Raw genomic sequence first — 12,232 nt, forward strand, 5'->3', positions numbered from 1 at the left:
GGCCCGGGGGCGGCGGGGTGGGTCCGCCGGTCAGTTGCCGGGGAAGCGGCCGGGGTTCTGGCCGGGCTCACCCGGGATCCGGCCGGGGGCCGGGTCGGTCGGGCCGGGGAAGCCGCCCAGCCTCTGGTCCGGAGTGGTGTTCGGCGTCGGGCCCGGCGTGTACCCGGGTGCACCGTCCGGGGTGCGCGCCCCCTCGATGTACTCCTTGAAGCGCTTCATGTCGCCCTTGGCGCGGGCCTTGACCAGGCCCAGCTTGTCGCCGAGCTGCTCGACGGCGCCCTCGGGAACCGTGCGCAGCTGGAGGGTGATCCTGGTCCGGGAGGCCGAGATGTGGTGGAAGGTCACCACACCGGCGTGGGACACGCCGTCGACGCTGCGCCAGGCGATGCGCTCCTGCGGGACCTGCTCGGTGACCTCGGCGTCGAACTCGCGCTTCTGGCCGGCGATCTCGATGTTCCAGTGGAGGAGGCGCTCGCCGGTGCGCGTGATGCTGTTGACGCCCTCCATGAAGCGGGGGAACTGCTCGAAGTCCGTCCACTGCGCGTAGGCGACGGACACGGGGACGTCGACCTCCACAGTCTCCACGATGTCAGACACTGTCGGAATCCTTCCGTCGGGTGTGATGCGTCCTCGGAGGCACCGCTACCCAAACGCCGATACCCAAACGTTACCCAACATCCGGCCAAGCTCGGGAGAAGCACCGAGCGCCCGCCGTGACCTGGGATTTTTTCCGCGCGGCGGATCGCGAAATTTTTCCCGCCGCCGGTACCCCGTACCGGAAAAGGGCGGGGCCGCCACCGTCGGTCGGACGGTGGCGGCCCCTTCTCGCACCGCGCCGCGCACCGGTCGGGTGCGGGGCGGAGTCGGCAACCGCTACTTGGCGATCAGCTGGCGCAGCACGTACTGCAGGATGCCGCCGTTGCGGTAGTAGTCGGCCTCACCCGGGGTGTCGATGCGCACCACGGCGTCGAACTCGACACCGGTGTCGGTGCTGACCTTCACCGTTTCGGGGACGCGGCCCTCGTTCAGCTCGGTCACGCCGGTGATGGAGAAGGTCTCCTCGCCGGTCAGGCCGAGGGAGTCGGCGGACTGACCCTCCGGGAACTGGAGCGGCAGAACACCCATGCCGATCAGGTTGGAGCGGTGGATGCGCTCGTAGGACTCCGTGATGACCGCGCGCACACCCAGCAGGGCGGTGCCCTTGGCGGCCCAGTCGCGCGAGGAGCCCGAACCGTACTCCTTGCCGCCGAGGACGACCAGCGGGGTGCCCTGCTGCGCGTAGTTCTGCGCGGCGTCGTAGATGAAGGAGACCGGCGCGCCCTCCTGCGTGAAGTCGCGGGTGTAGCCGCCCTCGGTGCCCGGCGCGATCTGGTTGCGCAGGCGGATGTTGGCGAAGGTGCCCCGGATCATCACCTCGTGGTTGCCGCGGCGGGAACCGTAGGAGTTGAAGTCGCGGCGCTCCACACCGTTGGCCTTGAGGTAGTCGGCCGCCGGGGTGCCCGGCTTGATGGCGCCGGCCGGGGAGATGTGGTCGGTGGTGACCGAGTCGCCCAGCTTGGCCAGGACGCGGGCACCGGTGATGTCGGTGACCGGCTCGGGGGTCTCGCCCATGCCCTCGAAGTACGGGGGCTTGCGGACGTAGGTGGAGTCGTCCTCCCACTCGAACGTGTTGCCCGTCGGGGTGGGCAGCGAGCGCCAGCGCTCGTCGCCGGCGAAGACGTCGGAGTAGGCGGACTCGTACATGTCGGCGGCGATCGCCGAGTCCATGACCTCCTGGATCTCCTCGGCGGTGGGCCAGATGTCGGCCAGGTAGACCGGCTGGCCGTCCTTGTCGGTGCCCAGCGGCTCGGTGGTGATGTCGACGTCCATGGACCCGACCAGGGCGTAGGCGACCACCAGCGGCGGCGAGGCCAGGTAGTTCATCTTGACGTCCGGGTTGATCCGGCCCTCGAAGTTGCGGTTGCCCGACAGGACCGCGGCGACGGCCAGGTCGTTGCTCTGGACGGCCTGGGAGACCTCCTCCGGCAGCGGGCCGGAGTTGCCGATGCAGGTGGTGCAGCCGTAGCCGACGAGGTTGAAGCCCAGCTTGTCCAGGTACGGGGTCAGGCCGGAGCGCTCGTAGTAGTCGGTGACGACCTTGGAGCCCGGGGCCAGCGAGGTCTTGACCCACGGCTTGCGGGACAGGCCCTTCTCCACCGCCTTCTTGGCCAGCAGGGCGGCGCCGAGCATGACCGAGGGGTTGGAGGTGTTGGTGCAGGAGGTGATCGCGGCGATCACCACGGCGCCGTGGTCGATCTCGGTCTCGGTACCGTCGGCCATGGTGACCGTGACCGGGCGGGAGGGGCGGTCGCCGCCGGGCTGGGCCATGTGGGCCGGGGAGTCCGAGGCGGGGAAGGAGTCGGCGCTGGCCTCGTCCACCAGGTCCTCGACGTAGTTGTGCACGTCGTGGCGCCAGGTCTGCTTGGCCTCGGACAGGGCGATGCGGTCCTGCGGGCGCTTGGGTCCGGCGATGGAGGGGACGACGTCGCCGAGGTCGAGCTCCAGGTACTCGGAGTACTCGGGCTCCTTGGACGGGTCGTGCCAGAAGCCGTTGGCCTTGGCGTAGGCCTCGGTCAGGGCGACCTGCTCCTCGCTGCGGCCCGTCAGGCGCATGTAGCGGATGGTCTCGTCGTCGATCGGGAAGATCGCGGCGGTGGAGCCGAACTCGGGGCTCATGTTGCCGATGGTGGCGCGGTTGGCCAGCGGCACGGAGGTGACGCCCTCGCCGTAGAACTCGACGAACTTGCCGACCACGCCGTGCTGGCGCAGCATCTCGGTGATGGTGAGCACCAGGTCGGTGGCGGTGGTGCCGGGCTTGAGCTCACCGGTCAGCTTGAAGCCCACCACGCGCGGGATGAGCATGGAGATCGGCTGGCCGAGCATGGCGGCCTCGGCCTCGATACCGCCCACGCCCCAGCCCAGGATGCCCAGGCCGTTCTGCATGGTGGTGTGCGAGTCGGTGCCGACGCAGGTGTCGGGGTAGGCCTGGCCGCCGCGGCTCATGGTGACGCGCGCCAGGTGCTCGATGTTGGCCTGGTGCACGATGCCGGTGCCGGGCGGGACGACCTTGAACTCGTCGAAGGCGGTCTGGCCCCAGCGCAGGAACTTGTAGCGCTCGTAGTTGCGCTCGTACTCGATCTCGACGTTGCGCTCGAAGGCGTCGGGGCGGCCGAAGAGGTCGACGATCACGGAGTGGTCGATCACCAGCTCGGCGGGGGCGAGCGGGTTGATCTTGTCCGGGTCGCCGCCCAGGTCGCGCACGGCCTCGCGCATGGTGGCGAGGTCGACGACGCAGGGAACGCCGGTGAAGTCCTGCATGATCACCCGGGCGGGGGTGAACTGGATCTCCTGGCTGGGCTGGGCCTTGGCGTCCCAGCCGCCCAGGGCGCGGATGTGGTCGGCGGTGACATTGGCACCGTCCTCGGTGCGCAGAAGGTTCTCGAGGAGGACCTTCAGGCTGTAGGGGAGCCGGTCGGCGCCCTCGACTGCGTCCAACCGGAAGATCTCGTACGACTCGTCGCCAACGCGCAACGTGTCGCGGGCGCCGAAGCTGTTCACGGACACGGTGTCTGCCTCCTGATCTCGCCACTTTGTCCCCAGCATCCTGCCTCATGGGGCGGATGCGGGTCCTACTGAGGCCGCCCTCACCGGACACCGCGAGCGCGGAGGGCCGCGGGGTGGCTCTCCGTCTTCTCCGGCCTCCGTCCGGACCGCCGTGGCCTGCGACGACACCACTCGTCCCAGACCAAGGCGGGCCGCCGTACGAGGGCGACCGCGTCGTTCGGTCCGGGCGGCGGAGCGGTCAACCTCACACGCCCGGACGCGGGGAAGCCCCGCAGTTATCTTGATGTCAAGCTATCCAACTTGTATCTCGATATCAAGTTATCGGGCCGCTTCCCCGCCCGTGCAGGCGCCCCCGCGATCGCGCCGGCCTCAGTCCAGCTGCGGGGCAACCTTGGCGGCGACCAGCTCCAGGTGGTCCAGGTCCGCCATGTCCAGGACCTGGAGGTACATGCACTCGGCCCCGATCTCGGCGAAGCGGCCGATCTTGTCGACCAGCTCGTCGGGCGTCCCCGCCAGGCCGTTGCGGCGCAGCTCGTCCACCTCGCGTCCGATCCGCCCCGCACGCTCGGCCACCTGGGCCTCGTCGCGGCCGACGCACAGCACCTGCGCGGCCGAGTAGGCCATGGGCCTCTCCCGCCCTGCCGCCGCGACCGCCTGCCGCGTGCGGTCGAAGGCGGCGGAGGTCTCCTCGACCGAGGCGAAGGGCACGTTGTACTCGTCGGCGAACGTGGCCGCCAGGCGCGGCGTGCGGCGCAGCCCCGTGCCGCCGATGAGCACCGGAGGTCGGGGGGACTGCTGCGGCTTGGGCAGGGCGGGCCCCTCCGACAGACGGTAGTGCTTGCCCTCGTAGCGGAACGTGTCGCCGGGTTCGGTGGCCCACAGGCCGGTGATGATGTCGAGCTGCTCCTCGTAGCGGTCGAAGCGCTCACGGGCGGTCAGGGGGAAGGGGATCCCGTAGGCGGAGTGCTCGTCCTCGAACCAGCCCGCGCCGAAGCCGAACTCGACCCGGCCGCCGCTCATACGGTCCACCTGCGCCACGGCGATGGCCAGCGGCCCCGGGTGGCGGAAGGTCGCGGCGGTCATCAGCGTGCCCAGGCGGATCCGCGAGGTCTCGCGGGCCAGCCCCGCCAGGGTGATCCAGGCGTCGGTCGGCCCCGGCAGGCCGGTGACATGGTCCCCCATGTGCAGATAGTGATCACTCCGGAACAGAGCGTCGAACCCCAACGCCTCGGTCGCCTTGGCGACGGCGAGCTGGTCCTCGTACGTGGCCCCCTGCTGGGGTTCCAGAAAGATCCTCAGGCGCATACGTCTCATTTTCGCCCACCGCGGCCGCCAACCCGCAACCGGCGCGCGGGTACTCTCGAAAAGGCCGGTCCCCGCCGGTGAACCGCTCCCCCGGCACGTGACGTTAGCCCTCCCGTGAAGTTCCTCCGCCGCTCGCGCCGACGCGCCCCCTCCTACGGTCCCGACAGCCCCGACCCGGTGCTCCTGTCCGCCGTGGCCTCGGGCGAGACCGAGGCCCTGGAGATCCTGCACCGCAGGCACGCCTCCTGGCTGCGGGCCCGCCTGCGCTACCGCTGCTCGGACACCGACCAGCTCGACGCCGCCCTCCAGGAGACCTTCCTCGCCGTCTGGAGGAACGCGGGCTCCTTCACTCCGCGGGAGGGCGACGGAGACGCCGGCGCCTGGCTGTGGACCATCGCGATCCGCCAGCTCATCTCCCAGTTGCGCAAGCGGGCCAACCGCTGGATCGCCGAGACCGACCCCGAACCCTACGAGACCATCGGCGACGCCTCGGCCGAGGACACCGTGCTGCTCAACATCGAGCACGGCCCGCTGGGCGCCGCGCTGCACTCGCTCTCCCCCGAGCTGCGGGCGGCCATACAGGCCACCGTGCTCGACGGGCTCACCGTCCGGGAGGCGGCGCAGATCCTGCAGATCCCCGAGGGCACCGTCAAGACACGGGTGATGCGCGCCAAGGCGCGCCTACGGGAGGCACTGACAACATGAGCTGGCACCTGACCCCTGCCCAGGCACACGAGTACGCGGCCCACCGGGCCGACGAGATCACGGCGATGTCGGTGGAGGCCCATCTGATGCACTGCGCCCCCTGCCGTTCCCTGGTACCCACCGACGAGCAGTGGCTGGCCGACAGCTGGGCGGAGCTGCGCGACGTCGTGGACCGGCCCCGCACCGGCCCGGTGGAGGCCCTGCTGGCCCGGACCGGCCTGGCCGAGAGCACCGCGAAGCTGCTCGCCGCAACTCCCCGCCTCTACCGGGCGTGGCTGGCCGCCACCGTGGCGGTGCTGGCCGCCGCGCTGCTGGCCGCCCACACCCTGCCCAAGGGTTCCCTGGTCTTCGTCTTCGTCGCTCCGGTCGTACCCCTGCTGGGGGTGGCCCTGGCCTACGGGCGCGGCGTCGACCCGGCGCACACGCTGACGTCGGTCACGCCGCTGGCTGGCCAGCGCCTGCTCTTCCTGCGCACGTGCGCGGTACTGGTCCCCGCGCTGACGCTGTGCACGGCGGTGGCGCTGCTCCTGCCGGGGACGACGGCACCGTGGACGGCGGCGCTGTGGCTGCTGCCCGCACTGACACTCGTGGCCGGCTCGCTCGTGCTGGGCCGCTGGATGCACCTGAGCGCGGCCGCCGGTGTCATGGGCAGCCTGTGGGCGGCGGCCCTGTTCACACTCTTCCTCGTCGAGCACTCCGCGCCCGTGGTGCTGCTGGCGCCCCCGTCCCAGGTGTGGTGGGGCACGGCGCTGGCGCTCCTGCTGGGAACCCTCCTGCTGCGGGTGAGGACGGCGTGAGCGCCCCGGCCGCGGCACCGCCGGTACACGTCCGGGGGCTGGTCCGCCACTACGGCACCCGGACCGCCCTGAAGGGCGTCGACCTGTCGCTGGGCCGGGGGGTGACGGGCCTGCTGGGCCGCAACGGGGCCGGCAAGACCACACTTCTGCGCTGCCTGGCCACGGACCTGGAGGCGAGCGCGGGCGAGGTGCGCCTGTTCGGGCTCGACCCCGAGCGCGCGGCCGGGCGCACCGAGATCCGGAGGCGGCTGGGCTACCTGCCGCAGAACCCCGACTTCTACCCGCACTTCACGGTGTTCGGGCTGCTGGACTACATGGCCGTGCTCAAGGAGCTGGGGAGCCGCCGGGACCGCCACGACGAGGTGCGCCGCGTACTGGTGCGGACCGACCTGTACGACAGGCGCCACAGCCGGGTCCGGCGCCTGTCCGGAGGGATGCGCCAGCGCCTGGCGCTGGCCGCGGCCCTGCTGGGAGGGCCGGAGCTGCTGCTGCTGGACGAGCCCACGGTGGGGTTGGACCCCGAGCAGCGCATCCGCTTCCGCAGCCTGGTCTCGGAGCTGGCCGTGCACAGCACCGTGGTGCTGTCCACCCATCAGATCGAGGACGTGGCCGCGCTGTGCGGGCGCATCCTGTGTCTGGACCGGGGGCGGGTGATCTTCGACGGCACCCCCGGCGACCTGGTGGAACGGGCCCGGGGCCGGGTGTGGGAAGGCGCCGGCGACCCCGGCGACGGCTGCACCTCCTGGCGGCTGGCCGACGGCCGCCACCGCGTACTGACCCCGCACGGCACCGACTCGCCCGGCGGGGGTTTCACCGCCGTGGAGCCCTCGCTGGAGGACGCCTACCTCCTGTACACGGGCATGGACAGGGGGCGGGGTTGAGACGGCACGCCGCGGCCTTCCTGCGGCTGACATGGTTCAACTCCCGGCGTCTGGCCACCAGCCCCTTCCTGCTGCTCGGGGCCGCCGCCGCGGGCGCCATGGTGTGGAGCCTGCGGGGGATCGAGCGCACGGGAACGGCGGAGAGCTGGTACAACGAGCTCTCCACCCTGGCCGTGCTGGTCGCCCTGGCGATGTTCGCCGCGGTGACGCCGGCGGCGGTGCGCGAGGCCCGACACCCCGGGACGCCCGTCGCACCGCTGGGCCGTACGGCAAGGCTCCTGGCGCTGCTGACCGCGGCCGTACTGGTGAGCTGTGCCGCCCAGGCCGCGGGGACGGCAGTGCTGTACCACACCTACGACCACCCACTGCCCGGGGTGGTGAGCCCGTACGCCGTCCCGGTCCCCTTCGCCACGGCGGCCTCGGGAGCGGTGACCGGCATCGCCCTGGCCTCGTGGACGCGCTCCTACCTGCCGCTGCTCCTGCTCGCCCTGGGCGGCCCCGGCTACGTTCTCTACGCGACGCTCGCCGCCTCCAGCCGGATGGGCTGGACCATGGGCAGGATGGAGCAGGTGGCCTACCAGCTCCACAACCCCTTCATCGTGCAGACCCCTTCGCTCACCGGGGTGAGCCTGCTGTCCCTGGCCTACGCGCTGCTGGTCCTGGCCGCCCTGGCCGCGCTGGCCCTGGCCGCGCGACGGCGCGGGGCCGTCCTGTTCGTGTCCCTGGGGACCGCGGTCGCCCTGTTGGCGGGTGCCGCGGGCACCGCCCTCCACGGTCGGCACACCTACCCCTGGGGCACGCCGATCCCCGACAGCGAGGTGTACGGCCACAGCGGTGCCTCCCCCTGCCGGGAGCTGGAGGGCATCACCTACTGCCCGCTGCCCGGTTACGAGTCCTGGACCGGTCTCTGGCACTCCGTGCTCGGGCCCGCGATGGCCCAGCTGCCGGAGGAGGCACGCAAGCCCGTGCTGTGGCAGGACAGCCATGCCTACACGAGGGAGATGGAGCTGCCCCCGGGACGGGGCATGGTGGTCTACGACCACGCCGATCCCGGATCGGGGTACTGGGAGGCCTGGCTGATCGCCGATGCCGCCCGCATCGCCCTGAACATGGACTTCACCCCGCACCGGGCACCGTGCCGGGCGACCGGTCAGGCGCGCATCACGGTGGCCCCCTGGCTGTTCGACCTGCCCGACACGCTCTCCGCCCTCGAAAAGGCCGAGATCACGGCCGCGTACCTGACCGACCACACCCCCGCGCCCGCCGACCTGGAGCTGGTCCGCGCCCTGGAGGAGCTTCCCCGGGAGAGGGTGCGCCAGGCCCTGCACCTGCACTGGGACCGCCTGGTGTCGGGAGAGCTGGGTTCGGTGGAACTCGCCGAGGAGCTGGGTGTGGTCCTGGAGAGTCCGGCGGACACCCCGATGAGCGCCTCGGACTGGGATCTGCTGTCGCCGCTGCTGTCCTCTCAGCAGTGGGGCGAGGGCTATCCCGTCTGGAACGCCGATGCCGACGTGTGCGGGCGCGCTTCCTGACCGCAGGGACCTCGCGGAACGCGCTCCGACCTGCATCTATGAACCTGGCCACAGCACGGGACATTTTTGGCTTACATTACCGAATGATAAATATAATCACTATTGTCCCAATTGTCGCTTTTGGCAGTTTCGTGGTCGCTACCGCAAGGTGAGTTCTCTTGACCGTCGCCCGCATGCTCGCAGGAACCGTCGTCCCCGCCGCCCTCCTGGGTGCCTCGGTGCTGTCCGCACCAGCCCAGGCGGACACGGCGTTCCCGGCGAGCGCGGGCAGCACACTGGTCGGCCTGTCCGCCACCCACGCGGAGGGCACCACCGAAGGTGTGTGGGGCCGGGTCTACACCAGTTCCGAGGTGGGCGGAGAGTACCCCTCGGCGGACCTCTCCTCCGACCCCAGCGGGCTGCTCGACCTCGCCACCGTCGGCGGGAGCGAGTCCCTCGTGAACACCACGGCGTCCGGCGGGGGCCGCGCCGAGGCCGAGGCCTCCATCAGCGGCGGCTTCGAGCTGCGGCTGCCGGGCTACCAGGCACCGGCGGTCGGCCTGGCCACCCTCCACCACTCCCTCAGGTGCGACTTCTCGGGCAACCTGGAATGGGAGAGCAGGCTCGACGGCGGCTCGGGCGGCAACGACCACGTGGTCACCGTGTTCGGAACTCCGATTCCGGTGGACGAACCGCGGGTGAGCACCACCGTCCCGGTCCCCGGCCAGGACATGACCGCCGACGTCACCGTCGAGAACGCCGAGCCGACCGACCCCACCGCCGCCGGCGGCGACCTCTACACCCGTGTGACCGCCGAGGCCGACGGGGCCACTCTGTTCGACCTGACCCTGGGCGCGGTCTCCGTCGACTGCTCCGAGGCCGCAGCCGGCGCCGGGGAGGAGCCCGCCGGTGAGCCCCCGGCCGAGACGGAGAGCGCACCGCCCCGGGCCGACGGCGAACCCCGAGGCGGAACCCCCGGCGAGGAGGAGCCGGTCCCCGGGACCGGAGTCCCCGAGCCCGGCGCCGACGCACCCGGCAGCCCGGAGGGCTCCGAGAGCACGCGGCCGGACCCGCAGGACAACGACGCCACCGGCGGGACCGAGGAGGCCGACGGCGGGTCCGGAGAGACGGACGGCACCCGCGCCACCGGCGGCCTGCCCGTCACCGGCGGCGCACTGGCCGGACTGATCGCACTCGGCCTGCTCACCGCCGGTATCGGCGGCCTGGCCCTGCGCCTCGCCCGCAGGAACTGACCGTCCTCCCTCAGTCCTGGAGGTGGCGGCGCGCCGGGCGCACGGGCTCCAGGACGGCCAGGCACTCCACGTGGTGGGTCATGGGGAAGGCGTCGAAGGCGCGCAGCGCCACCAGCCGGTAGCCGCTGCGGTCGAACTCCGCGAGGTCGCGGGCGAGGGTGGCCGGGTCGCAGGAGACGTAGGCGACCTTCCTGGGCCGCGTGCCCGCGATGGAGCGGACCACCTCCGCGCCGGCGCCCGACCGCGGCGGGTCCAGGACGACGAGGTCGGCGTGCACATCGGCCCACTCGCGCATCTGGGCCGCCACGTCGCCCTGCTCGATCCGGGCCTGCTCCATGTCCCGCAGGTTGCGGCGGGCGTCGCGCACGGCCTCGCTTCCGCTCTCCACACCCATGGTGCGGCCCTCCGGGCCCACCGCCTCGGCGAGCGCTGCGGTGAACAGGCCCACGCCGCAGTACAGGTCCAGGGCGGTCTCCCCCTCCCCGGGCTCCAGGGCCTCCATGACCGCGCCGGTCAGGACGTCCGCGGCGGCCGGGTGGACCTGCCAGAAGCTGTTCGCGCCGAGGCGGTACTCGCGGCCGGCCGCGTTCTCGCGCACACCGCGGCGTCCGCGCACGTGCTGGACACGTCCGCCCTTGAAGCGGCGCAGCACGGCGGCGGGGGCTCCGAGCTCGGGCAGGGGGCCCAGCTTGGAACCGGTCGGGGTGACCACGACGGCGCGGTCGCCGCTGGTGGCCGAGGCGACCGCCTCCACGTCGCGCACCCCCTCCCAGCGCACCCGGGGGATGCCCAGGTCCGCCACCCCCGGAGAGGCGATCAGGCAGCGGTCGACGGGTTCGACCTCGTGGGAGCGGTGGCGGCGCAGGCCGGCGCGGCCCTCGGAGTCGACGGTGAAGCGCACCCGGGTGCGCCAGCCCAGACCGTCCGGTGTGCCGGGCAGCTCCTCCACGACGACCTCGCGGTCGATCCCGGCGATGCGGCGCAGCTGCTCGGAGACCACCTGGGCCTTGATGCGGCGCTGGGCCTCGGGAGCCGCGTGCTGCCAGTCGCAGCCGCCGCAGCGGCCCGGACCGGCGAACGGGCAGGGTGCCTGGACGCGGTCGGGGGAGGCGGTGAGCACCTCCACGGCGTCGCCGCGCAGGAAGCGGCTGGTCTGCTCGGTGACGCGCACGCGCACGCGCTCTCCCGGCAGCGCGTGGCGGACGAACACCACCTGCTCGTCACGGCGCCCCACACACCAGCCGCCGTGGGCGGCACCCTCGACGGTGATCTCGAACTCGTGTCCCACTAGGGTCATGGCGGGGTCCTCCCGGGTCGGTGCTGTCGCGGAGCTGCCGCGCTGTTGTCGCGGTGAACTGCCTGTACAGCCACCAAACGTCCCCAATCTACCGGCCTTCGAAGGCCGTCCGGACAGGTCCGTGCGGAGGGCCCCGAGGCGGTGTGCCAAGGTGTCCTTGCGGCACGGCGCCCGTGCCCGGAGGCGGCTCGACGGGAGTGGAAGGTGCACATCGTGATCATGGGGTGCGGCCGCGTGGGTTCCACGCTGGCGCACACCCTGGTTGACCTGGGACACACGGTGGCGGTGATCGACCAGGACCCCGAGGCGTTCCGGCGCCTGCGCGGGGACACCGCCAAGTACGCGGTACGCGGGGTGGGCTACGACCGCGAGGTGCTGCTCGCCGCGGGGATCGATCGGGCGGGCGCGTTCGCGGCGGTCAGCAACGGTGACAACTCCAACATCATCGCGGCCCGGGTCGCCCGCGAGACCTTCGGCGTGGAGAACGTGGTGGCGCGCATCTACGACCCCCGCCGCGCCGAGGTCTACCAGAGGCTGGGCATCCCCACGGTCGCCACGGTGCGCTGGACCGCCGACGCGGTCCTGCGGCGCATGGTGCCCGGCGACGAGCGGGCCCCCGCCGGACCCGAGTGGCACGACGCCTCCGGAACCCTGGCCATGGACGCGCTCCCCCTGCCCGCGGGATGGACCGGAAGAACGGTGGGCGAGCTGGAGGAGCGCGCCCCGCTGCGGGTGGTCTACCTCTCCAGGCGGGGCCGGATCGTCCTGGCGCGCTCGGCCGAGCCGCTGGAGGAGGGCGACATGCTGCACGTGGTCGCGCACAACCGGGACCTGGGCGGGCTGGCCGAGCGGCTGCACGACGACGAGGCTGGTGAATGAG

At 72.1% G+C, this 12,232-nt stretch carries 10 protein-coding genes; 6 read left to right on the top strand and 4 right to left on the bottom strand.

What is annotated here, in order from left to right; translation table 11 throughout:
* Positions 1-30: 30 nt before the first annotated feature.
* The 3 genes from FHS13_RS07900 to FHS13_RS07910 form a co-directional block, all read right to left on the bottom strand.
* On the bottom strand, positions 31-597 hold the full coding sequence (locus FHS13_RS07900; RefSeq protein ID WP_184289873.1) for an SRPBCC family protein: 567 nt from the start codon (positions 595-597) through the stop codon (positions 31-33).
* 276 nt (positions 598-873) lie between these two features.
* Positions 874-3,603, bottom strand: coding sequence for an aconitate hydratase AcnA (gene acnA / locus FHS13_RS07905; RefSeq protein ID WP_343064944.1), 2,730 nt, complete (start codon positions 3,601-3,603; stop codon positions 874-876).
* A gap of 369 nt (positions 3,604-3,972) precedes the next feature.
* Entirely contained in the window at positions 3,973-4,908 is a 936-nt protein-coding gene (locus FHS13_RS07910) for an LLM class F420-dependent oxidoreductase (RefSeq protein WP_184289879.1), read from the bottom strand.
* Between the two features lie 114 nt (positions 4,909-5,022).
* On the opposite strand from FHS13_RS07910, the gene FHS13_RS07915 reads away from it, so the two are divergent.
* The 5 genes from FHS13_RS07915 to FHS13_RS07935 all read left to right on the top strand — a co-directional run bounded on the left by FHS13_RS07915 (position 5,023) and on the right by FHS13_RS07935 (position 10,055).
* Complete coding sequence (locus FHS13_RS07915; protein WP_184289882.1) at positions 5,023-5,613, top strand: sigma-70 family RNA polymerase sigma factor; 591 nt, start codon at positions 5,023-5,025, stop codon at positions 5,611-5,613.
* Positions 5,610-6,410 (top strand): zf-HC2 domain-containing protein, encoded by an 801-nt coding sequence (locus FHS13_RS07920; protein WP_184289885.1) that lies wholly within the window; start codon positions 5,610-5,612, stop codon positions 6,408-6,410. Before FHS13_RS07915 ends, FHS13_RS07920 begins: the two co-directional genes overlap by 4 nt.
* Complete coding sequence (locus FHS13_RS07925; protein WP_184289889.1) at positions 6,407-7,291, top strand: ATP-binding cassette domain-containing protein; 885 nt, start codon at positions 6,407-6,409, stop codon at positions 7,289-7,291. Before FHS13_RS07920 ends, FHS13_RS07925 begins: the two co-directional genes overlap by 4 nt.
* Positions 7,288-8,823: a hypothetical protein gene (locus tag FHS13_RS07930; RefSeq protein ID WP_184289892.1), complete on the top strand. Its 1,536-nt coding sequence runs from the start codon at positions 7,288-7,290 to the stop codon at positions 8,821-8,823. Before FHS13_RS07925 ends, FHS13_RS07930 begins: the two co-directional genes overlap by 4 nt.
* A 158-nt stretch (positions 8,824-8,981) precedes the next feature.
* Positions 8,982-10,055 (top strand): hypothetical protein, encoded by a 1,074-nt coding sequence (locus tag FHS13_RS07935; RefSeq protein WP_184289896.1) that lies wholly within the window; start codon positions 8,982-8,984, stop codon positions 10,053-10,055.
* A 10-nt stretch (positions 10,056-10,065) separates the two neighbouring features.
* Here FHS13_RS07935 and FHS13_RS07940 read toward each other — a convergent pair whose 3' ends face one another.
* Positions 10,066-11,352 carry a class I SAM-dependent RNA methyltransferase gene (locus FHS13_RS07940; protein ID WP_184289899.1) on the bottom strand — a complete coding sequence of 429 codons (1,287 nt, stop codon included), beginning with the start codon at positions 11,350-11,352 and terminating at the stop codon, positions 10,066-10,068.
* Positions 11,353-11,556: 204 nt separating this feature from the next.
* Here FHS13_RS07940 and FHS13_RS07945 point away from each other — a divergent pair, with 204 nt between their 5' ends.
* On the top strand, positions 11,557-12,231 hold the full coding sequence (locus tag FHS13_RS07945; protein ID WP_184289902.1) for an NAD-binding protein: 675 nt from the start codon (positions 11,557-11,559) through the stop codon (positions 12,229-12,231).
* Position 12,232 lies beyond the last annotated feature (1 nt).

It is taken from the genome of Nocardiopsis algeriensis, from assembly GCF_014203695.1.
GTDB classification, from domain to species: domain Bacteria; phylum Actinomycetota; class Actinomycetes; order Streptosporangiales; family Streptosporangiaceae; genus Nocardiopsis; species Nocardiopsis algeriensis.